This window comes from Flavobacterium psychrophilum (assembly GCA_001708385.1).
In the GTDB taxonomy this organism is placed as follows: Bacteria; Bacteroidota; Bacteroidia; order Flavobacteriales; family Flavobacteriaceae; genus Flavobacterium; species Flavobacterium psychrophilum_A.
This window is the reverse complement of sequence record CP012388.1, coordinates 2,767,160-2,789,686: the sequence shown is the minus strand read 5'-3', so window position 1 is coordinate 2,789,686 and position 22,527 is coordinate 2,767,160. Positions and strand designations below refer to the sequence as shown.

General features: G+C 39.9%; 16 protein-coding genes and 1 pseudogene. 11 read left to right on the top strand and 6 right to left on the bottom strand.

From position 1 onward, the window contains the following. Positions 1-13: 13 nt before the first annotated feature. The 5 genes from ALW18_12175 to ALW18_12155 all read right to left on the bottom strand — a co-directional run bounded on the left by ALW18_12175 (position 14) and on the right by ALW18_12155 (position 7,748). The gene (locus ALW18_12175) at positions 14-1,852 is read right to left on the bottom strand and encodes an alpha-amlyase (protein AOE53209.1); all 1,839 of its coding nucleotides are present in this window, start codon (positions 1,850-1,852) and stop codon (positions 14-16) included. A gap of 103 nt (positions 1,853-1,955) precedes the next feature. Beyond that, positions 1,956-4,265 carry a maltose phosphorylase gene (locus ALW18_12170; protein ID AOE53208.1) on the bottom strand — a complete coding sequence of 770 codons (2,310 nt, stop codon included), beginning with the start codon at positions 4,263-4,265 and terminating at the stop codon, positions 1,956-1,958. A gap of 1 nt (position 4,266) precedes the next feature. Beyond that, on the bottom strand, positions 4,267-4,923 hold the full coding sequence (locus tag ALW18_12165; protein AOE53207.1) for a beta-phosphoglucomutase: 657 nt from the start codon (positions 4,921-4,923) through the stop codon (positions 4,267-4,269). Between the two features lie 4 nt (positions 4,924-4,927). After that, a complete protein-coding gene (locus ALW18_12160; GenBank protein AOE53206.1) occupies positions 4,928-6,514 on the bottom strand; it encodes an MFS transporter in 1,587 nt (528 codons plus the stop codon). Between the two features lie 202 nt (positions 6,515-6,716). Then, on the bottom strand, positions 6,717-7,748 hold the full coding sequence (locus ALW18_12155) for a LacI family transcriptional regulator (GenBank protein AOE53205.1): 1,032 nt from the start codon (positions 7,746-7,748) through the stop codon (positions 6,717-6,719). A gap of 226 nt (positions 7,749-7,974) precedes the next feature. On the opposite strand from ALW18_12155, the gene ALW18_12150 reads away from it, so the two are divergent. The 11 genes and pseudogenes from ALW18_12150 (at position 7,975) to ALW18_12100 (ending at position 21,148) form a co-directional block, all read left to right on the top strand. Then, complete coding sequence (locus tag ALW18_12150) at positions 7,975-10,938, top strand: membrane receptor RagA (protein ID AOE54400.1); 2,964 nt, start codon at positions 7,975-7,977, stop codon at positions 10,936-10,938. A 13-nt stretch (positions 10,939-10,951) separates the two neighbouring features. Next, a complete protein-coding gene (locus ALW18_12145) occupies positions 10,952-12,550 on the top strand; it encodes a hypothetical protein (GenBank protein ID AOE54399.1) in 1,599 nt (532 codons plus the stop codon). Positions 12,551-12,755: 205 nt separating this feature from the next. Then, positions 12,756-13,655, top strand: a pseudogene (locus ALW18_12140) (hypothetical protein). A 57-nt stretch (positions 13,656-13,712) separates the two neighbouring features. Further along, on the top strand, positions 13,713-16,574 hold the full coding sequence (locus ALW18_12135) for an alpha-amylase (GenBank protein AOE53204.1): 2,862 nt from the start codon (positions 13,713-13,715) through the stop codon (positions 16,572-16,574). Positions 16,575-16,715: 141 nt separating this feature from the next. Beyond that, positions 16,716-17,183, top strand: a complete 468-nt coding sequence (locus tag ALW18_12130) for a hypothetical protein (protein AOE53203.1) — start codon at positions 16,716-16,718, stop codon at positions 17,181-17,183. Between the two features lie 177 nt (positions 17,184-17,360). Beyond that, positions 17,361-17,753, top strand: coding sequence for a hypothetical protein (locus tag ALW18_12125; protein ID AOE53202.1), 393 nt, complete (start codon positions 17,361-17,363; stop codon positions 17,751-17,753). Between the two features lie 30 nt (positions 17,754-17,783). Further along, positions 17,784-18,152 carry a hypothetical protein gene (locus ALW18_12120; GenBank protein AOE53201.1) on the top strand — a complete coding sequence of 123 codons (369 nt, stop codon included), beginning with the start codon at positions 17,784-17,786 and terminating at the stop codon, positions 18,150-18,152. 230 nt (positions 18,153-18,382) lie between these two features. Next, positions 18,383-18,838, top strand: coding sequence for a 50S ribosomal protein L13 (locus tag ALW18_12115; protein ID AOE53200.1), 456 nt, complete (start codon positions 18,383-18,385; stop codon positions 18,836-18,838). Positions 18,839-18,841: 3 nt separating this feature from the next. Further along, positions 18,842-19,228: a 30S ribosomal protein S9 gene (locus ALW18_12110; protein ID AOE53199.1), complete on the top strand. Its 387-nt coding sequence runs from the start codon at positions 18,842-18,844 to the stop codon at positions 19,226-19,228. A gap of 177 nt (positions 19,229-19,405) precedes the next feature. Further along, complete coding sequence (locus tag ALW18_12105) at positions 19,406-20,221, top strand: 30S ribosomal protein S2 (GenBank protein AOE53198.1); 816 nt, start codon at positions 19,406-19,408, stop codon at positions 20,219-20,221. 102 nt (positions 20,222-20,323) lie between these two features. Then, a complete protein-coding gene (locus ALW18_12100) occupies positions 20,324-21,148 on the top strand; it encodes an elongation factor Ts (GenBank protein AOE53197.1) in 825 nt (274 codons plus the stop codon). Positions 21,149-21,333: 185 nt separating this feature from the next. Here ALW18_12100 and ALW18_12095 read toward each other — a convergent pair whose 3' ends face one another. After that, a complete protein-coding gene (locus ALW18_12095) occupies positions 21,334-22,437 on the bottom strand; it encodes an alanine dehydrogenase (protein ID AOE53196.1) in 1,104 nt (367 codons plus the stop codon). Between the last annotated feature and the right edge of the window lie 90 nt (positions 22,438-22,527).

Genomic DNA, 22,527 nt, shown 5'->3' with positions numbered 1-22,527 from the left:
TTTCTTTAGTGACTTATTTAAGTTCTAATACAATCGCCGATTTTGGCTCCATAGTAATATCGCCTGTTACATTTACAGCTTTACCCGTAACCACATCGGTACCCGATTTGTAGTTTTTAAGGCTTTCGCCGAAACGTGCCGTGCCAAATGTTTTTGACTCGTTACTGTTATTAATAACTACCATTACAGATTCTTTGTCGTTATGCCTAAAATAAACATATACATTATCATGAGGCAGGTAGTGCGTTGTTTTACCGGTATGAATTACATCTTTACTTTTTCTCCATGTAAATAGTTTCGACGTAACCTCAAAGAATTTTTGCTGTTCTGCCGTACGTCCTGCTTTTGTAAAAGCATTGTTGCTATCGCCGGCCCAACCACCCGGGAAATCCCTGCGGATGTCGGCATCGCCTTTGCCTTTGTCGCCTGCCATACCTATTTCGCTACCGTAGTATAATTGCGGAATACCCCTTACTGTTGCCAGTAGCGTCATAGCCATTTTATATTTATTAAAATCGTTTTTATAGATCTCGTTAAAACGGCCTGTATCATGGTTTTCGGTAAAAATCAGAATGTTATTTGTGTCAGGATATAAAAAGTCATTCGTGAAATTATCGTAGGCTTTTTGCATACCCTTATCCCAATCCGATTTATCTTCATTAAACATGCTTCCAAACGCATCCTGTAAGGTAAAATCCATTACACTCGGCAGGTATGAATTGTAGCTTTGTATAGCAGCAATTTTGCTGTCTTTCTGCCAGTACGCCATTTGCGCCTGGTCGTGCATCCAAACCTCGCCAACAATGTTAAAATACGGATACTCATCCGTAATAGCTTTTGTCCATTTTGCAATACCGGCTTTGTCGTTATACGAATAGGTATCCACACGGAAACCGCCTAAATCAGCATATTCTATCCACCAAATGGCATTTTGCGTCAGGTAATTTAATACCAGCGGATTACTCTGGTTAAGGTCGGGCATAGACGGTACAAACCAGCCATCTACACATTGCCTTCTGTCTATTTTAGATGCATTCGTATCAAACTGCGTTGTCATGCGGTAATTAGACTGCGAGTATCCCGGAAACTGGTGAATCCACTCATACGTTGGCAGGTCTTTATACATCCAGTGCTCTGCTCCCCAGTGGTTGGTAACATAATCAAGCACCAGTTTCATACCGCGTTTTTTCATTTCTGCCGAAAGGCGAACATAGTCTTCGTTAGTACCGTAACGCGGATCTATTTTATACAGATCGGTCTGTGCATAACCGTGGTACGAATATCCTTTGTCGTTATCCTCGCAAAGTGGCGTACTCCATAAAGCTGTTGCACCAAGTTCTTCCAGGTAGTCAAGGTTTTTAATAATCCCTTCAATATCTCCTCCGTGTCGCCCACTTGGGTTATTACGGTCTGCTTTTTCATTAACCGATTTATCAGAATCATTATTAGGGTTGCCGTTAGCAAAACGATCCGGCATGATCAGATACATCATATCTGCCGACGAATAACTTTCCCTTTGTGCCGAATTGGCGTTTCGCTGTTTTAGCGAATATTTATGAGTAAAGGCTGTCTTGTTCTTTTCTTTAAATGAAAAAGTAAGATCTGTAGCAGCAATATTTTTAGTGTCTATGGTCACAAAAACATAGTTTGGATTTTCGGTTTTGGTTATACCTGTTATCACCACATTGTTAGATACCGTCGGTGTATATTTTGCAATGTCCTTACCGTAAAACATAATTTGCAGTTCGGGGTTGTGCATACCGCTCCACCAAAAAGGCGGCTCGGCTCTTTGTATTTGTGCAAAGCTTACACCCGCAGCAAATAGTAGTAAAATACTAAATAGTCTTTTCATTTTTTTGTTGTTAGGCCTCACTCACAGCCCTCCCCAAAAAGAGAGAAACGAATGCGGATTATTACAAGACCTGCAAAGTCGCGGCGTTGCAGGTCTCAAAAAATTATACTGTAACCAATGTATTTGGTTCAACGTTTACAGCTTTTCCGTTTACGTAAACGGTTAACGCCTGTGTACCTTCAAGGGTAAACTTGGTTTCTCCCGGGTGAATTGAAATTTGCAATACCTGGTTCCTGAAGTTGATCTTGAATGAATAACCTTCCCACTGTTCCGGTATTCTCGGTTCAAAATGCAAGGTATCATCTTTAACCCTCATACCTCCAAAACCTTCAACAATGCTCATCCATGTACCTGCCATACTGGTAATGTGGCAGCCTTCTTCTACTTCCTTGTTATAATCGTCAAGGTCAAGACGCGATGTCCTTAAGTAAAAAGTATATGCCTGTTCCATTCTGCCTAAAACAGCAGCCTGTATAGAGTGTACACATGGCGACAGCGAAGATTCATGTACCGTAAGCGGCTCATAAAAATCAAAATGCTGTTCCAGTTGTTCTCTCGTAAAATGGTCCTCAAAAAAGTAGAAGCCCTGTAGCACGTCTGCCTGTTTAATATATGGCGAACGTAATATCCTGTCCCAAGACCATTTCTGGTTAATAGGGCGCTGGCTTTTATCGAGGTCGGCTACTTTTACCAGTTCTTTATCTAAGAAACCGTCCTGCTGAAGGTACACCCCAAACTCTTCAGAATACGGGAAATACATATTGTCAGACACTTTTTTCCACTGCCTTACTTCTTCAGCATTTAAATTGGCTTTTGCCATAATGCGGTTATAGTCATCGGCGTACTCATCTTTAATACGCGCAATCTGCTCTATTGTGTAGTCAATACACCATTTAGCAATATAGTTGGTGTAGAAGTTATTGTTTACGTTGTTTTCATATTCGTTAGGACCCGTTACCCCCAATATAACATACTGGTTTTTCTGTGCCGATAACGTAGCCCTCTGATGCCAGAAACGTGAAATACCAATAAGCACTTCCAACCCTTTTTCAGGGATGTAGCTATAGTCTCCGGTAAAGCGGTAGTAGTTATAAATAGCAAAAGCAATTGCCCCGTTACGGTGAATTTCCTCAAAGGTAATCTCCCACTCGTTGTGGCATTCTTCGCCATTCATAGTTACCATAGGATATAAAGCGGCTCCATTGGTAAATCCAAGCTTAGCTCCGTTTTCAATAGCCTTATCAAGCTGGTTGTAACGGTACGTAAGCAGGTTACGCGCTACCTGCTGGTCTTTGGTAGCCATATAGAACGGAATGCAATACGCTTCAGTATCCCAATAGGTACTACCGCCATATTTCTCTCCAGTAAAACCTTTAGGGCCTATATTAAGCCTTGGGTCTTTACCAAGATAAGTCTGGTTTAGTTGGAAAATATTAAATCGGATACCTTGTTGCGCCTTTACATCGCCTTCTATGGTAATATCTGCCATTTCCCAAATTGCAGCCCAGGCTTGTTTTTGTTCTTCTAAAAGGGCATCATATCCTTTGGCATCCGCCGATGCAATTACGCTTTTAGCAGCAGCTACCAATGCCTCATTGGCGTGGTTAAGCGAAACCGTATAACCACCAAACTTAATTATAGCTGCGGTATCATTTTGGTTTGCTTCTACCGTGTAGCTAAACTGCACCTTATCTTTAGATGTTTTCACATTCGTGGGGAGCACCTCTGCATCTGTACCGTTAAGCAATATACTGTTGTGCATATATGCAGCTACGTTAAAATGCGTTTTAAATGTCCTGGCAGTTACAAACGCTTCGTTAGCATTATGCTCAACACCTAAAGGCTCCCAGAATTTTTCTTCCCAGTTAGCGTCCTCGTTTGTAACACCAGCATCTACGTACGGGCTAAAAGTTATCTTAGCCGCCCTGTTAAGCGCAGTTACTCCATATTTAATCACACCAAGCTCATCGGCAACCAGCGAAAGAAAACGCCTAACGTTAACCTTAACTTCGGTTCCGTTTTGCAGGGTAGCTTCAAAAGAGCGATTGTACCAGCCCTCCTGCATGTTAAGCTCACGCTTAAAGTTCTTAACCGATGTGCATGTGTTCAGGTCGAATGCTTCATCGTTAATGGTAATATCTATACCTATCCAGTTGGGTGCGTTAAGCACTTTTGCAAAATATTCGGGGTAGCCATTTTTCCACCATCCCACTTTTGTTTTATCGGGATAATAGATACCTGCTATATAGCTTCCCTGAAAGGTGTGCCCCGAGTAGCTTTCCTCAAAGTTAGCACGCTGCCCCATGGCACCGTTGCCTATACTGAATAAACTCTCAGAAGATTTTACCCTTTCTGCATCAAATCCTTCTTCTATTATCGACCAATTATCCGGTACTATATAATCCTGGTTCATTTTATCTGTTAACTAAAGTTTGTAAAAAATCAGTATCAATCTCTGTAAAATCGTTAAAATTATGCTGAGCTTCTTTAAGCGTTTTTGCATCGCCAATACCTATACTCACCATACCCGCAGCGTTAGCCGCCTGTATGCCTGCAACAGCATCTTCAAACACAACCGATTCGTTTGCCGGAATACCCAGCATTTGCGCCGCCCTTAAAAACACTTCGGGGTCGGGTTTTGCATTGGTAACATCGTTACCATCTACAATGGCATCAAAAAAATGCAGTATGCCTACTTTCTCAAGTATTGGCCTTGCATTTTTACTGGCAGAACCTAATGCTATTTTTTGTCCGTTGTCTTTCAGGTACTGAAGTATCCTTTCTACGTCGGGCAGAATTTCATCTGCATTCATGTTGGTGATGAAACCTAAATAATCTTCATTTTTTTCTACCAGCCATTTGTCTTTGTCTTCCTGGGTGGCTTCTACTTTGCCAAGCCCAAGTATAATATCAAGCGAACGGATACGGCTAACGCCTTTAAGCAGTTCGTTATGCTCGTGTGTAAAATCTATACCCAGACGGTTTGCAATTTTTTGCCATGCTAAATAGTGGTATTTAGCCGTATCTACAATAACCCCGTCAAGGTCGAATATAAATGCTTTTGGATTCATTGATTTATTTTTGATTGATGTTGATGTCTGCTTTGTCGTTTACCAATAGTGCCACGATACCGGCTATCACCATAGATATACCACCTATAAGTAATGCATATATCGGCTCGCTGTTAAAGAAATACGACACTAAAAAGCCAAGTATAGATGCTGCCAGAAGCTGCGGTATTACCACAAAGAAGTTAAATACACCCATGTAATACCCCATTTTAGATGCCGGCAGCGAACCGCTTAACATGGCAAACGGAATGGATAGTATACTCGCCCAGGCTATACCCACGCCAAGCATACTTAAGTCGTACATGTAAAAAGTAAAGTTGAAATAATTCTCTTCCGATCCCATCCTGAAGATAACGTCGTTAAACGTACCTGCATTGCCTAAAAAGTAAATAGATGCAAGTCCCGCCCCTCCGGCTGCAAGTGCCAGGAAGTGGGTAAATTTACGGCTGGTACGTTTTGCCAGTAGCGGTAATAAAAATGCCGCAATAGCACCTACAAGATTGTAGTTGGCAAACATTTCGTTCACTACATTGGCACCTGTATTATAGGCTACGGATGTAGTATCGGTAGTTTTAAAAATATGCTCTGTAACCGCTCCGGTGGTGTAAATCCACATAGAGAAAAGCGCAAACCAAGTAAAGAACTGTACTACTGCAAGCTGTTTCATTACGCCCGGCATAAACTGAAAATCGTTCATAATGGTAACAAAACCGTTACGGTAATTTCCTTTTTTCTGAAACAGTCCCGAAACAAGAAGCGCAACCCCACCCAAGCCAATTAGCCCAAGCGAAAGCACATACAAATCTTTTTTAAGACCGTAATAAGCAATAGCCCAGGTAAACAAAATGCTTATAAACAGCATAACGAGGCCAATGGTTAAATGCCTCCCGCCATTGGCTGTAAACCATGATGCAGGCCGTTCTTCAACCTGATACTCGTCGGCCTCCGCTTTTTCAAAAGCTTCCAGTTCTTTAGGAGAATACTCTTTTGTGGTAAAAATGGTAACCAGTACGGTAATAATAAACGCTGCACCGCCAATGTAAAATGAATATTTAACCGAATCGGGAATTTGTCCTGCCGGGGCAACATTGCTTACATCATAATAGGTTAAGATGTTAGGCAGCTTACTGGCTACATAAGCACCGAGACCTATAAAGAAACTCTGCATAGCAAAACCTCTGGTGCGCTGCTTCTCGTTAAGCACATCGCCTACAAAAGCCCTAAAGGGTTCCATAGTAATGTTAATGGAAGCGTCCAATATCCAAAGCATACCGGCTGCAAACCACAACACGGGAGAATTGGGCATTATAAACAATGCTACCGAAGCCAGTAAGGCACCAATTAAAAAATAGGGCTTCCTACGGCCAAGCTTTGTCCAGGTGCGGTCACTAAAATATCCGATAATAGGCTGGACTATAAGTCCGGTGAGTGGAGCAGCTACCCAAAGCGCAGGGATGTCGTCTATATTGGCACCCAGTGTCTGGAATATCCTGCTAACATTGGCATTTTGCAGAGCAAAACCCATTTGTATCCCTAAGAAACCGAAACTCATGTTCCAAATTTCCCAGAAACTTAATTTACGCTTTTCCATTATCGTATTTTAATGGTTATTAAAACGATAAGCGCGTTGTGGCTTATCAAAAACTTAAAGTTGAAAGTGAAGTATAAGCTTTGATAATCAGGACAAATATAGTTTTTTTTTAATCTGAAAAATTTATTACCCTAAAAAAAATTCCGGCAACAGGGCCGGAATACATTTTTTAAAAACCTATAAATAAACAACTTAACAAAAACTACAACGTTGACGTAGATTCTCTTTCTACCAGGTGAGTTTCTATAAGTTCGGTGCGATATTGTTCGTTTTCTTCCTCCTGCTCTTCCATTTCAAGCCTTTCAATTAACATTTTTGCAGCGCGCCCGCCCATTTTAATTCCGTTTTGGCTCACTGTCGTAATAGTAGGTGTAGAATACTGAGAAATAATGCCATCTGTAAACCCAATTACAGATATATCTTCGGGCACTTTAAGCCCCATTTTATTGGCAAGCTTAATCGTGGTAACCGCAAACAGTTCATTTACAGCAAAAATAGCATCGGGCTTATTTTCAAGCAGTAGTTTTTCTATTTTAGAGGCACAGTTCTCTATATCTTCAATCTTAACAATAAGGTTCTCGTCTATAGCAAGATCATGATCGGTAAGCGCGTTTATATAACCATCGGTACGCAGTTTACCAACACTCACATAATCAACAGTTGTAACAAGGGCAATGTTTTTAAAGTTGTGTTTTATTAAAAACTCAACAGCATCATAAGCCGCTAACTGATCGTCTATAATAACCTTATCACAAAGTACATCATTGGTTACCCTGTCAAACATCACAACAGGCATTCCCTGATTGATAGCTTCAACGATATGGTGAAAATCTTTTTTCTGTTCGGTTTCTTTAGATAACGACATAATGAACCCATCTGTACTGCCATTGGCAAGCATCTCCATGTTGATTACTTCCTTATCAAAAGACTCATCGCTAAGGCAAACAATTACGTTATATCCGTTTTCGTTCGCTACCTGCTCGATCCCACTAATTACAGTAGCAAAAAAATGGTGAACAATCTCCGGAATAATTATACCTATTGTTTTGGTTTTCTTGTTCTTAAGACTTAAAGCAATGTTGTTTGGCTTATAGTTATACAGTTTTGCAAATGCCTGTACTTTCTGGCGGGTATCTTCACTTATTTCGATGCTGTTTCTCAACGCTTTAGACACGGTAGAAATAGATACATCAAGCTCTTTTGCAATCTGTTTTAAAGTGACCTTTCTTTTCATAAAAACTTGTTAAAGTATGATATCGAAAATAAAGATAGTCGATAATTTTATTAGTAACAATTATCTTACTGAAATTCTGCAAAATATAGAAAGTTTTCAACACGCAAACGTTTTCGGTCTCTTCGTTTTACGAAAACGTTTTTTTGGTAGCGGAATTTACATAATTTTAACATTGAAAGTGAATTATAAGCAAGTACAAAAACCCAAAATTAACTCAACAACTTGTATGAAAACAATCTACTCAAAGTTATTGCTTTTGCTACTAATGTTGCCATTTAGCGCTCTGGCACAGAGCACGTTAAAAGGTATCGTTAGCGATGCAACATCCGGGCAGCCCATACCCGGCGTAAATATTGTCGTAGAAGGTTCTACCAACGGAACTTCTACCGATATTAACGGTAACTTTACATTAACAAACATCAAGTCCGGAGACCTTCTGGTTTTTAGCTTTTTAGGCTATGCAGACCAGGTTGTAGCTTACGAAGGACAGGCAACTTTAAATGTGTCACTTAAGGAGGACGCAACCCAACTACAGGAAGTAGTAGTTATTGGATACGGAACAACTACAAAGAAAGATGCTACAGGAGCGTTAACCAATATTACTGCAGAGCAGTTTAATAAAGGTCCGGTAGTTGGTGCAGAACAACTTATACAAGGCCGAGTTTCCGGTGTTCAGGTAGTTACTGCCGGTGGTGAACCGGGAAGCGGATCTTTAGTAAGAATAAGAAGCGGATCTTCTTACATTCAAAACGACCCATTATATGTTATTGACGGCGTACCTGTAGAGGTAGGTGGAAATGGCGTTAAGGGTGGTAGAAACCCTCTTGCTAACATCAACCAAAACGATATAGCAAGTATGACTGTACTTAAAGATGCTGCTGCAACAGCTATTTATGGTTCAAGGGCATCTAATGGTGTTATAATAATTATAACGAAAAAAGGACAAAGTGGTGAATTGAAAGTTACCTATAATGGTAATTTCCAGGTTAGTGAAGTTGCTAAAACTGCAGGTATTATGTCTGCAGACCAATATAGAAATTTTGTAAACAACCATCCAAACGCCACTCCTGCTCAAAAAGCACTTTTAGGAACAGCAAACACAAACTGGCAGGACGAAATTTTCCGCACAGCATTTGGTACAGACCATAACATTGCACTTTCAGGTGGTACAGACAATCTTACATACAGAACATCTGTAGGTTACACGAATATGAATGGTATCTTAAAGCACGATAATTTCCAGAGAACTACGCTATCTGGTAATATCATCGGTAACTTTTTTGATCGTCACTTAAAAATTGAAGTGAATAACAAAACTACTGTTATAGATAACAATTTTAGCGAAAAAGGAGCTATTGGTGCTGCTGCTGCATTTGATCCTACGCAACCTGTTCGCCAGCAGAACAATTTTGGCGGTTATTTTCAATGGGCCACTAACGGTGCTTATGAAGTAAACGCAGGAAGAAATCCTGTGAGCCTTATTGAGCAAAAACATAATTTTGGTACTACCTACAGAAGTATTGGTAATGCTCAGTTGGAATATAAAATACATTCTTTTGAAGAACTAAAACTTGTTGCAAACTTTGGTTATGATTATGCTCAGGGACGTGAGTTTGGAAATACAGATGTTGACTATGTTGTTCCTGCGGAAGCAGGTTCTAATTACGAGAACACCCAGACAAACAAAAACATTGTTATGGACCTGTATTTTAATTACAACAAATACCTTGAGTCTTTAAAAACAAATATTGACTTTACTGGTGGTTATAACTATCAGGATTTTAGATATGATACTGGTGGTTTCAATTTTGACTTCCAAAACCAGGTTACCAACAGGGCCATTACTATAAAAGAACGCCTAAACCTTCAGTCATTCTTTGGCCGTGCAACATTTACAATCGACGACAAATACATACTTACAGGATCGTTAAGAGCAGATGGATCATCAAGGTTTAATAAAGACGATCGTTGGGGTTATTTCCCTGCTGCAGCGGCAGCATGGAAAATTAAAGAAGAAAACTTCTTAAAAGACAGCAGCCTGATTAGCGACCTTAAGCTTAGAGCAAGTTACGGCCTTACGGGCCAGCAGGATACAGGTGCAAGATATCCATCTTATGCACTATACGCCGGTTCTACAAATACTGCACAGTACCAAATTGGCTATGAAGAAGTAAACGGGCAGCTTGTTCCTGTTTATTCTTCTACCTACAGACCTCTTGCTTACAATAGTGATCTTAAATGGGAAGAAACAAAAACCCTTAACCTTGGTGTAGATTTTGGATTATTCAACAACCGTATTACAGGTGCCGTAGAATATTACAACCGTAAAACAAACGACCTTATTGTATTTGCGCAAAACCCACAAGGTGTCAACTTCTCAAATGGTGCTTACTATAACATTGGAGATATGAAAAACCATGGTATCGAAGCAAATCTTGACGCATATATTATTGACAATGAGGATTTAAAATGGAGAGTTGGCGGTAATATAACTTTTCAGAAATCTGAAATTACAAGATTAACTAACGGTAACGTTCCGGGTTTTCCAGGATTTAACGTAGGTGGTATTTCGGGTGGTACAGGAACCACAATTCAAAACAACCAAGTAGGCTTTGCTCCTAACTCTTTCTTTGTTTACGAACAGGCATATGATGTTAACGGACAGCCATTGGATGGTGTATTTGTAGATCGTAATGGTGACGGTATTATCAATTCAAACGATTTATACCGCTACAGAAAACAAGCACCTGATTTCTACTATGGCTTTAATACAGACCTTAGCTATAAAAACTGGTGGTTCTCTATGACGTGGAGAGGTAGCTACGGAAACTACAACTATAATAATGTGTTCTCTAACTACGGTAATTCAAATATGGCATTGCCATCAAACGGTAATTATCTGAATAATGCACACACCAACGTGTTGGAAACAGGATTTACAACACCACGCTACCTGTCAGATTATTATGTTCAGGATGCTTCATTCCTTCGCTTAGACAATGTAACCCTTGGTTACACATTTAAAAATGTATTTAACGAAGGCACAGACATGAGGCTTACCGGATCTGTACAAAACGTATTTGTAATTACAGATTATGATGGTATAGACCCCGAAAACACATCTGGTATAGATAATAATATTTATCCAAGGCCAAGAACTTTCACAGTAGGCTTAAACTTAAATTTCTAAAAAGATTATGAACATGAAAAAATTTAATCTGAAATTAACCGGGATAGGAATGCTTTTTTTAGCACTTTTCCTAACCTCATGTACTGATGATCTTGATCAGTCAAACCCGGCGAATGCAGGTAACCCATCTGTCGAGGAGCTGTATAGCAATCCTGCAGCATATAAGCAGACCCTTGCAAAATTATACGCAGGACTTGCTACCACGGGGCAAAACGGCCCTGCGGGTACCCCTGATATTTCCGGTATTGATGAGGGAGCAAGTCAATATATAAGGGGTCTATGGCTGATGAACGAACTTTCTACTGATGAAGCTATTATAGGCTGGAATGACCAGACGATACAGGATTTTCATTCCCAGACGTGGACAGCCAGTGATGTATTTGTAAACGCTACATTTAGCCGTCTGGATTTCCAGATAAAAAACTGTAACGAATACCTTCGCCAGACTACAGATGAAAAATTGGACAGCAGAGGCGTATCGGGTGATCTAAGAACAAGTATTGCAACATACAGAGCAGAAGCACGCTTCTTAAGAGCCCTTAGCTACTGGCATTTCCTTGATCTTTTTGGTGGAAGAGTTGGTCTTGTTACCGAAGAGTCTCCAACAAATTATTTTCTGCCGGAACAAGCTACTCCACAACAGATTTTTGAATTTGTAGATGCAGAACTTACTGCTATAGACCCACTGCTTAAAGCACCTAAAGAAAACGAATATCCTCGTGTAGATCAGGTTGGCGCATGGATGCTAAAAGCAAAATTATACATGAATGCTAAGGTATATATAGGTACAGAAAAATATGCCGATGCATTACCTGTATTAACAAAAGTAATTAATTCCGGATATGCGCTACATGCAGATTACAGGCAATTATTTATTGCAGATAATGACAGAAATGGTTCTCAAAATGAGGTAATATTTGCTGTTGCTTTTGACGGACTTAACACTAAAACATACGGTGGTACAACATTCCTTGTTCATGCACCTGTCGGAGGTTCTATGTCTTCAGCTGAATTTGGTATTAATGGTGGCTGGGGAGGTATACGCACAACATCTGCTTTTGTAAGCAAATTCAATACCGGAACACCCGATCAGAGATCTAATTTCCACACAGCCGGGCAGTCTCTTGTCATTACAAATGTTGGAGATTTCGCGGACGGATATGCTGTAAAGAAATTTAAAAATGTCGACGTTAACGGAACTCAGGGTTCAGATTCATCAGGGGATTTTGTAGATACAGATTTCCCTATGTTCAGGCTTGCAGACGCATACTTAATGTATGCAGAATGTGCACTTAGGGCAGGTGGCGACACAGCCTTGGGTTTAGAATATATAAACGCACTTCGTGAAAGGGCTTATGGAAGCAATAGCGGGAATGTTAATTCTTACGACTTAAACTTTATACTGGATGAAAGAGCTCGCGAATTACATTGGGAAGGACACAGAAGAACAGATCTTATCCGCTTCGGCAAATTCACAGGAGGGTCTTATATCTGGCCATGGAAAGGAAACACTCCAAACGGTAGCCCTACCCCTAGTTTTAGAAATGTATACCCAATACCATCTAATGCATTGGCAGCTAATCCACTTTTAACACAAAACTCTGGTTACTAATCCAAACACTAACAACAAGAACATGAAAACACTAAAAAATACAATGATGGCGATGCTTGCATTATTTGCAGTATCGTGTAATATAGACGACGTTGAAGACAGACCTGTAGTTCAGGGTAACGATGCCCCGATGCTACAGGCACCTGAAGAAGGAAATGTGTACGTACTTAACCCTGAAACTCTTGATATTCTTGCCGAACGATTTGTTTGGTCTGCTGCTAATTTTGGCGAAGGAATTACCGCAAATTATGATATAGAAATTGATATGGCCGGTGATGAGTTTGATACTCCATCTGTTGTAGGTACAACAAACAATGTAACACAATTTGCTGCTTCGGTTAATGTATTAAACTCTGCAATTCAGGTTCTTGGTGCAACTCCATTTGAATCTGCAAACTTTGAAGTAAGGATTAAAGCTTACGTAGGCTCTCAGGTACTTTATAGTAATGCTGTTGAAATGATCGTTACTCCATTTAGTACAGCAATTCCACTATTATGGATGCCAGGCGGATTCCAGTCGACAAGTGGCTACGGAAATGATTTTTCACACGCTACAGCCCCACAGTTAAGCGCTACAGAATTTGGCGACACTAACTTTGAAGGATATGTTTATATTGCCAACAGCATTACAAACCCTGATAACGGATTTAAATTTAGCTCTCAGGACAATTGGGATGGAACCAACTACGGAGCAGGAGCAACAGCAGGTACACTTACGACAACAGGAGGTAACCTTATTGCAGATGCAGGATATTATCTTGTAAAAGCAAATACTGCTACGCTTACTTACAGCCTTACTGCTACAAAATGGGGGGTTACAGGATCGTCTACACCTAACGGATGGCCGGATAACGGAGTGATGGACCATGATATGACGTATGATGCTACAACCAAGGTTTGGTCAGTAACTTTAGCGTTGAGTGCCGGCGAACTAAAATTCAGAGCTAATGATGACTGGGCTATAAACTATGGAGATGCCGGAGGAGACGGAGTACTTGATTTCAATGATGGAACTAATATTAAGGTTACTACTGCAGGAACTTATAAAATTCAGTTAAACCTAAGTAATCCTAGAAATTACACTTATACATTGACTGCTCAATAATAGTATAAATTTTAAAAGGGGTTGTATAATTATACAACCCCTTTATTATTCAACATTATGAAAAAAATTACATTGTTATTTTTATTGTTAGGGTTTACCACATTTGCACAACAGCAAAATGTAACCTACAGTGTTGCCCCAACAACCTTCGAGGAAACTACCTCGATTACCGTTACCGTAAATGGCAGCAGTATAAACGAAGCTACCTGGGGAGTAACCAATAATGCACTGTATTATTGGGGATGGTCGTATGACATTAACTACAACAACAGTCTGGATTGCCCGACCAATGGAACATGGAACAGCTCTAACGAAGCCAATAAATTTACCTACAACCCAGGTAGCGACACGTATACGCTAACCTTCGTACCTTCTACGTTTTACAACAGAACAGGAATAGGCAGATTTGGGTTTCTTGTAAAAGCCAAAGATGGTGCAGGCGATAAAAAATCTCAGGATATTGAAATTAACGTAGGTAGTTTTCAGGTTACTTTAAATACTCCTGCCCAAAACAGCACTACCCTGCTAACTTCGGGCGGAAACCTGAACATTACAGCATCTAATACAGGTGGTAATGCAAACTACAGCTTAAAATCTAACGGAACGGTTATTAACAGTAATGCTGCTACAGCAAGTTATGCTTTTAACCATACCAATATTACTTCAAACCAAAACTACGAGCTAACCGTTACTCAGGGAACAGATGTTGTAGTTAAAAAGTTTACCGTAATTGTTAACCCGGCTACAGTTTCGGCAGCTATGCCGGCGGGTCTTGAAGACGGTATTAACTACAATACTGCCGATGCTACAAAAGCAACCCTTGTGCTTGATGCCCCGGGTAAAGATTTTGTATATGTTGCAGGAAGCTTTAACAACTGGCAGCCGTTAGCGGCACATGCCATGAAAAAAGACCCGGTAAACCAAAAATTCTGGTTAGACCTTACAGGTCTTACATCGGGTGAAGCATACAGCTACCAGTATTGGGTGGTGGACCAGACACCTCTTGCAGGTTCGCCATCTATTGTAAAAACAGCAGACCCTTATTCTACCCTTGTACTTTCGCAATTTGATGACCCGGGAATATCGGCAGACCGCTACCCTAACCTTCCGGCATTTCCTGTAGGACAGGAAAGAGAAGTTACTGTGCTACAAACAGGGCAAACTGCTTATGACTGGCAGGTTGAAAATTTTGAAAAGCCTAAGAAAGAAGGCCTTGTTATTTATGAGGCTTTAGTTAGAGACTTTGATGCTAACAGAACCTATCAGGATCTTATAGATAAAATAGATTATTTTACAACACTTGGCATAAACGCATTAGAGCTTATGCCCGTGATGGAATTTGAAGGCAACGAAAGTTGGGGATACAATACCTCTTTTCACATGGCTAATGATAAATTCTACGGACCATCTGACAAGCTAAAAGAACTGATAGATCTTTGCCACCAAAATGGCATTGCTGTTATTCTAGACGTAGCTCTTAACCATGCTTTTGACCGTAATCCGCTAGTACGCATGTGGATGAATGACCCCGATGGCGACGGATGGGGCGGGCCAAGCAGTGAAAGCCCTTACTTTAACGAAGTGGCTAAACATAGCTATAATGTAGGTAATGACTTTAACCATCAGCAGCCAAGAACTAAAAACTATGTAAAAAGGGTAGTTAAGCACTGGATTGAAGAATACCATATCGATGGTTTTCGTTGGGATCTAACTAAAGGTTTTACACAGAACTGTTCGGCAGCTGACGAAGGATGCACCAATGCTTTTCAGCAGGACAGGGTTGATGTACTTAAAGAATATGCAGATTACTCATGGAGCCTAGACCCTACACACTATACTATTTTTGAACATTTAGGCGGCGATGCAGAAGAAAAAGAATGGGCTAACTACAGGTTTGATGAAGGGAAAGGCATAATGCTTTGGGGAAAAACCACTCAGGGATACAACCAGCTTACAATGGGATACTCTGATGATTCTAATATTGCACGCGTAGGCCACAATGCTCACACCGGATTTTTAGGAAAAAGAGTTGTAGGTTATGCGGAAAGCCATGATGAGGAAAGATTAATGTTTAAAAATCTTCAGTATGGTAACTCTGCTAATACTGCGCACAATATAAAAGACCTTAATGTAGCACTTTCAAGAATGAGCGCACAGGGAGCGGTTTTCTTTATGGTACCGGGTCCTAAAATGATATGGCACTTTGGAGAACTTGGATGGGATCTTTCCATCTTTACCTGCAATAATGGATCTGTAAATCCTGAAGGCGGTACAGATGGTGACTGTAAACTGGATACCAAGCCTCAGCCACAATGGGCTAATAACTGGCTAACCAACGTACAAAGGGAAAAACTTTATTACGACTGGAAAAGGATGATACAGCTTAAAAAAGACGAAGCTGTTTTTGAAGGAAACTATACAATGGCTTCTGCAAACACCCTTACACCAAAAGTATATATTACAGATACTTCTCTTGCGCCAACAGCGTTAAACAGTGTAGTGGTTATTTCTAACTTTGATGTTACAGCACAGCAGGTTGCACCAAACTTTCCAAATCCGGGAACATGGTATAATCTTATGGACAATTCTGTTATAGAAATTACAAACCCTACAGCTGCTATTACCTTACAGCCGGGAGAATTTAAGATATATGGCAACCAGACTGTAGTTTTAGGAACAGGCGAACAGGCTATAGCAAAAGCGGCCTTATACCCTAACCCTACATCAGATGTGTTCACTATTAACCTCCCAACAGCTAAAGTAGCGATATATTCACTTACAGGGCAGCTTGTAAAAAAGTTTGGCGGCAGCGCAGCATTTACCATGTTTGACGTAAGCAGCCTCACGAAAGGTGTCTATCTTGTAAAAGTAACAGATAGCGACAACCGTGAGAATACGCTTAAGCTGATACGAAATTAAGTTGAGTTAGTTATAAATATTCGAATTTGGTAAAGGGCTTCCGTTTTAAAACGGAAGCCCTTTTTGTTATTTATATCTTAAAGGTATATGATGGGTTTGGGGTATGTTCTAAATTTATGATCCGCCATTTAAACTACACTTATGAAAAAGATAGCCTTAGTAATTTTATCGGCACTGCTTTTTACGATGTGCTCAACATCAAAAACAGTCAAAACCGCAGCAAAACCCGAAGTACAATATAAAGACGATTTCAGGTCGGCTAGTGATAAAGAAAAAACAGCTTTGCTGAAAAAATTAAAAGCCACAGGTGCAGGGTATTCTGTATTAATCTTTACCAAGAATTTTAAAGGCGAAAAAGTAACCGCTTCCAATTCCAATAAAACAGTATATAGCGGCTACCCATTCTCTAATCTGAAAACAGGCGTTGCCGATCAGGTTCGCATAGACAATACTGTTGACACCAAGATATATGACAGTTTTACCAAAAAAGAAGCTGTGATTACTGCGAAAGAAGCACAGAAGCATAAATTCATCTACCTGATGAAAGACCCAAGTGCAGAAAATCCTTTCCTTATCACGTATAGTAATACACTAAGGCCATTGGAATAATCTTTTAAAGTAGTTACTTTTATCCGCACAAATCTATTCTACCAAATGTACGTAGTAAGAGCGGCTATCCTATTCATTATATTATTACACTGCAATAGTGCCTATACGCAAGTCCACAATTGCTCCAAATCTCCTATTGAGTCATCCACACATTATAACGGGCTTGACTATGATATAATGGCACAGATGAAGGAATTTAATGCCGACTCCACAAATACTATTGATATAGTACACCTCTACAGGCAAAGAGACAAAAAGACTTTCAGCGAATCGTTTAAAAGAGTGTATGTAAAAGGAGGCAGGTCTTTTCTTTATGAAAATAAAACAAAGAATGAACTTAGCAAAAGTCAGACATTAATGTTAACCGATCTTGTGAAAGATCTGGAAATGTCACATTATATTATAAACTGCAACAAAAAAACGAAAGAAGATAATCTGTATCGCATTTTTATAAAGTCGGGAGGCAAGTTAATTATGTCGTTATGGATTGATGATTCTTTTAAAAATACCGATCCCGATCTTGTAGGCAAAAACGCAAAACAGATTGAGCTTTTTGAAAGCATTAGATAAGTTTATTTATTTTTATAGAAATTTATAATTATGCCCCTTTCAGACAAAAACATACATTCACTAATGCTGGATATACACAATAGCATTAATGATTACAGTAGCACATTATCAGAAGATATTACTTATCCTCCCGGCAGCGAACTTAACGATGCGGAAAAAGAAGAATTGCACAAACTTAGTAGCAATGACGTTCTAAAAAGCGCATTGAAAAAAATAATTGCTAATACCGCGGCAGATGTTGTATTCAATATTTTTTCAGTTATAGATGGTGTAACCGATCCGCAGGGTGAATGGACTGGAGTTACCCTTGTTGATACCGATGAAAACCACGAGCCGGAACAAATGCTGCATGACACATTTTACGAAACCTACTGGGACTGGAAGGAGTCTAACCAATAAGCACGTTTTTTATAAGTAGTAACGTTAAACATAGTTACATTGATTTAGACTACTACATTAGTATATCCAAACATTGCTTCGATTAATTAATTGAAGTATCTTTACTGCCTTCACACTCAAAAAATTATCCTGTAAAGAATAATTTTTCTATCTATTTGAATTTCTAATAAATAATTGTACTTTTGCATCCCCTTTATTGGGGATGGAATGTTTAATTAAAATAATTTATTGTGAACACATTAAGCTACAAGACAGTTTCAGCTAACAAAGCGACTGCTGACAAACAGTGGATCGTTGTTGACGCTGAAGGTCATAATTTGGGCCGTTTTGCTTCTAAAGTTGCGATGCTTTTAAGAGGTAAATACAAAACAAATTACACACCGCACGTGGACTGTGGAGATAACGTAATTGTTATCAATGCAGAAAAGATCAACCTAACAGGTAACAAACTGGATGAAAAAACGTACATCCGCCACACAGGTTACCCAGGTGGTCAGAGAATTTTAACTGCTAAAGTATTACAGGCGAAAAACCCTGCAATCTTAGTAGAGAAAGCAGTAAAAGGTATGCTTCCTAAAAACAAATTAGGCGCAGAACTTTTCCGCAACCTGAATGTATATGTAGGATCTGAGCACAAACATGATGCACAGACACCTAAAACCGTTAATTTAAACGACTTAAAGTAAAAAATGGCAACAATTCACAAAATCGGCAGGAGAAAAACTGCTGTTGCCCGTATTTACCTTTCTGAAGGAACAGGTAAAATCACGGTTAACAAAAGAGAATTTGCAACTTATTTCCCAACTGCAACTTTACAGTACAAAGTATTACAGCCTTTAACCTTAACCGGTACTGCTGAAAACTTTGACGTGAAAGTAAATGTTTACGGTGGTGGTTCAACTGGACAGGCAGAAGCTGTAAGAATGGCAATCGCTCGCGCAATGTGCGAAGTTGATGCTGAAAACAGAAGCATCCTTAAACCAGAAGGCCTATTAACAAGGGATCCTAGAATGGTAGAGCGTAAGAAATTCGGTCAGAAGAAAGCTCGTAAAAGATTCCAGTTCTCTAAACGTTAATATGTCACTATTGGATTTTATTATCCAATACTGTTCATTTTTATTATCGAATTTAAAAAACAATGTTGTTGTTGCCCCACTGAGGTGAAGGGTTAGTTTAGCATCTAAATGGATAAGGCCGTAAATAATTCGCCACTTACCCATTGCTTACTCAACAGAACGTAAACTATTACAAAAATGGCAAATAAAGTAGAAGTTAAAGACTTACTGGAAGCAGGTGTACACTTTGGACACATGACCAGAAAATGGGATCCAAACATGGCTCCTTACATATACATGGAGCGTAATGGTATTCACATTATCAACCTGTATAAAACTGCAGCTAAAATTGAAGAGGCTAACGAAGCCCTTAAAAAAATCGCTGCATCAGGCAGAAAAATCCTTTTTGTTGCTACAAAAAAGCAAGCAAAAGATATCGTTGCTGAAAAAGCAGCGGCTGCAAACATGCCATACATCACTGAAAGGTGGCCTGGTGGTATGCTAACAAACTTCGTTACTATCCGTAAAGCTGTTAAAAAAATGGCTTCTATTGATAAAATGAAGAAAGACGGTACATTCATGACACTTTCTAAGAAAGAGCGTCTGCAAGTTGATCGTCTACGTGCAAAACTTGAGAAAAACTTAGGTTCTATAGCAGACATGACAAGGCTTCCTGCTGCGTTATTCGTTGTAGATATCAAAGCTGAACACATCGCAGTAAAAGAAGCTCAAAAATTAAACATTCCGGTTTTCGCAATGGTAGATACCAACTCTGACCCACGTCAGGTTGATTATGTTATCCCTGCAAATGATGATGCTTCTAAATCAATTGACAAGATCTTATCTTTAGTTACCGGTGCTGTTGTTGAAGGACTTTCTGATAGAAAATCTGACAAAGACGACCTACCTGCTGACGGACAAGAGGCTGCATCTGTTGCACCTGCAAAAACTACAGCTCCTGCTGAAGCTGCTGCACCTGCACAAACTGAAGCACCTACTGCTACAGAAGAGTAAAGATAACATTACAATAAAGCCGTTGTGCTGGTATATGTTTACTTTTGTAGCATTATCAACATAACGGCTTATTTTTTTTTCTAACAATAAACAATTATTCAAATGGCAAATATTACTGCTGCTGACGTAAATAAACTAAGAACAATTACCGGTGCAGGTATGATGGACTGCAAAAAAGCTCTTGTTGAGGCTGATGGTGATTTTGATAAAGCTATTGAAAACCTTCGTAAAAAAGGTCAGAAAGTAGCTGCTAACAGAGCTGACCGTGAGTCTACTGAAGGCGCTGTTATCGCTGTTGTTAACGCTGATAAAACTGCTGGCGTTGTTATCTCTCTTAACTGTGAAACTGACTTCGTTGCTAAAAACGAATCTTATGTTAAGCTTGCTAACGACCTTGCTGCTCTTGCACTTAACTTCAACACTAAAGAAGAATTCCTTGCTGCAGACTTTAACGGTCTTACAGTAGCTGACAAACTTATCGAGCAAACTGGTGTTATCGGTGAGAAAATCGAGATTGGTTCTTTCGAAAGACTTGAAGGTGCATTTGTTGGTTCTTACATCCACGCTGGTAACAGAATCGCTACTCTTGTTAGCCTTTCTGCTAACGTAGAAGGTGCTGAAGAAGCTTCTCGTAACGTTGCTATGCAGGCTGCTGCAATGGCTCCACTTGCTCTTAACGAAGAAGGTGTTGACGCTGCTACAGTTGAGAAAGAAATTGAAATCGCTAAAGATTTACTACGTCAGGAAGGTAAACCTGAAGCTATGTTAGATAACATCGCTAAAGGCAAACTTGGTCGTTTCTTTAAAGACAATACTCTTGTTAACCAGGATTACATCAAAGACAGCAAACTTAGCGTAAGCGAGTATATCAAGTCTATTGAAGGATCTCTTGTTGTTACAGGATTCAAAAGAGTTGCACTTGCATAAGTAGCACTTCTTATAAAAACAAAGAACCCCAAATGAAAATTTGGGGTTTTTTTGTGACCAGACTTCTCCGGCCGCAAACAACAAACAAACAATAACGAAACTATTCTCGCTTCAAAGCCATCCAGCATTTTAATCTGAAGATCCGGAGTTAACGCAGGCGACATATAACCAAATCACCCGCAAAACTATCGTACAACCAGATTAACTTCTTTAAACGCTTTTTTTATTTCTTCTATAATAACTTCTCCCTTAACAATGTTCAATCCCCGCCCTAAATCGGGATATTTAACGCAGGCTTCTTCCCAGCCCAGGTTAGCAAGCTTTAAAATATACGGCAGCGTTACATTAGTAAGTGCCAGTGTAGACGTATACGGTACCGCTCCCGGCATATTAGCCACACAGTAGTGCACAATGTCATCTATGATAAATGTAGGCTCCTCGTGCGTTGTAGGCCGTGTAGTTTCAAAACACCCGCCCTGATCTACTGCTACATCTACCAGCACCGTCCCCGGACGCATATCTTTAAGCATTTCCCTTGTAATAAGATTGGGTGCTTTGGCCCCAGGTATAAGAACCGCACCTATAATAAGGTCGTGGTCTTTTATATGTTTCTTTATATTGTAAACGCTGGAAAACTCTGTCACCACATGAGGTGGCATAACATCGTTTACATAGCGAAGGCGTTTCATATTTATATCTAAGATCGTAACGTGTGCGCCAAGACCCGCAGCCATTTTAGCGGCCTGAATCCCCACAACACCTGCACCCAATACCAATACCCTACCCGGGGGCACACCCGGAACTCCGCCAAGTAACACTCCCCTGCCTTTAATAGGCTTTTCGAGGTATTTAGCACCTTGCTGAATTGCCATCCTCCCTGCAACTTCGCTCATTGGCGTAAGCAACGGAAGAAAACCATCATCATCACTTACAGTTTCATAAGCAATACAAACCGCTTTGCTGGCAATCATTGCTTTGGTTAACTCTTCACTTGACGCAAAATGAAAATAGGTAAACAGTACCTGATTCCGTTTTATCAGAGGATATTCTGACGCGATAGGTTCTTTAACCTTAATAATCATATCTGCTATAGCAAAAACTGCTTCAGCAGCAGGAAGCATAACAGCACCGGCATCGCGATAATCTTCATCGAAAAAACCACTGCTCTCACCCGCCGATTCCTGTACATACACCTGGTGTCCATAATTAACTAACTCAAACACCCCCGCCGGCGTAAGGGCAACCCGGCTTTCATTGTTCTTTATTTCCTTTGGCACCCCTATTTTCATAGCGTATGATTTTAAAATTTAAACAAATATAAACAACAACCCCATAATAATAAACAAACGCAGGCTATTTTTATAATTTATTTTTGATGC

Bases quoted from the DNA above. Each gene is read 5' to 3' on its own strand.
- ALW18_12175 (AOE53209.1), bottom strand. From the start codon at position 1,852: ATGAAAAGACTATTTAGTATTTTACTACTATTTGCTGCGGGTGTAAGC.
- ALW18_12170 (AOE53208.1), bottom strand. From the start codon at position 4,265: ATGAACCAGGATTATATAGTACCGGATAATTGGTCGATAATAGAAGAA.
- ALW18_12165 (AOE53207.1), bottom strand. From the start codon at position 4,923: ATGAATCCAAAAGCATTTATATTCGACCTTGACGGGGTTATTGTAGAT.
- ALW18_12160 (AOE53206.1), bottom strand. From the start codon at position 6,514: ATGGAAAAGCGTAAATTAAGTTTCTGGGAAATTTGGAACATGAGTTTC.
- ALW18_12155 (AOE53205.1), bottom strand. From the start codon at position 7,748: ATGAAAAGAAAGGTCACTTTAAAACAGATTGCAAAAGAGCTTGATGTA.
- ALW18_12150 (AOE54400.1), top strand. From the start codon at position 7,975: ATGAAAACAATCTACTCAAAGTTATTGCTTTTGCTACTAATGTTGCCA.
- ALW18_12145 (AOE54399.1), top strand. From the start codon at position 10,952: ATGAAAAAATTTAATCTGAAATTAACCGGGATAGGAATGCTTTTTTTA.
- ALW18_12135 (AOE53204.1), top strand. From the start codon at position 13,713: ATGAAAAAAATTACATTGTTATTTTTATTGTTAGGGTTTACCACATTT.
- ALW18_12130 (AOE53203.1), top strand. From the start codon at position 16,716: ATGAAAAAGATAGCCTTAGTAATTTTATCGGCACTGCTTTTTACGATG.
- ALW18_12125 (AOE53202.1), top strand. From the start codon at position 17,361: ATGGCACAGATGAAGGAATTTAATGCCGACTCCACAAATACTATTGAT.
- ALW18_12120 (AOE53201.1), top strand. From the start codon at position 17,784: ATGCCCCTTTCAGACAAAAACATACATTCACTAATGCTGGATATACAC.
- ALW18_12110 (AOE53199.1), top strand. From the start codon at position 18,842: ATGGCAACAATTCACAAAATCGGCAGGAGAAAAACTGCTGTTGCCCGT.
- ALW18_12105 (AOE53198.1), top strand. From the start codon at position 19,406: ATGGCAAATAAAGTAGAAGTTAAAGACTTACTGGAAGCAGGTGTACAC.
- ALW18_12100 (AOE53197.1), top strand. From the start codon at position 20,324: ATGGCAAATATTACTGCTGCTGACGTAAATAAACTAAGAACAATTACC.
- ALW18_12095 (AOE53196.1), bottom strand. From the start codon at position 22,437: ATGAAAATAGGGGTGCCAAAGGAAATAAAGAACAATGAAAGCCGGGTT.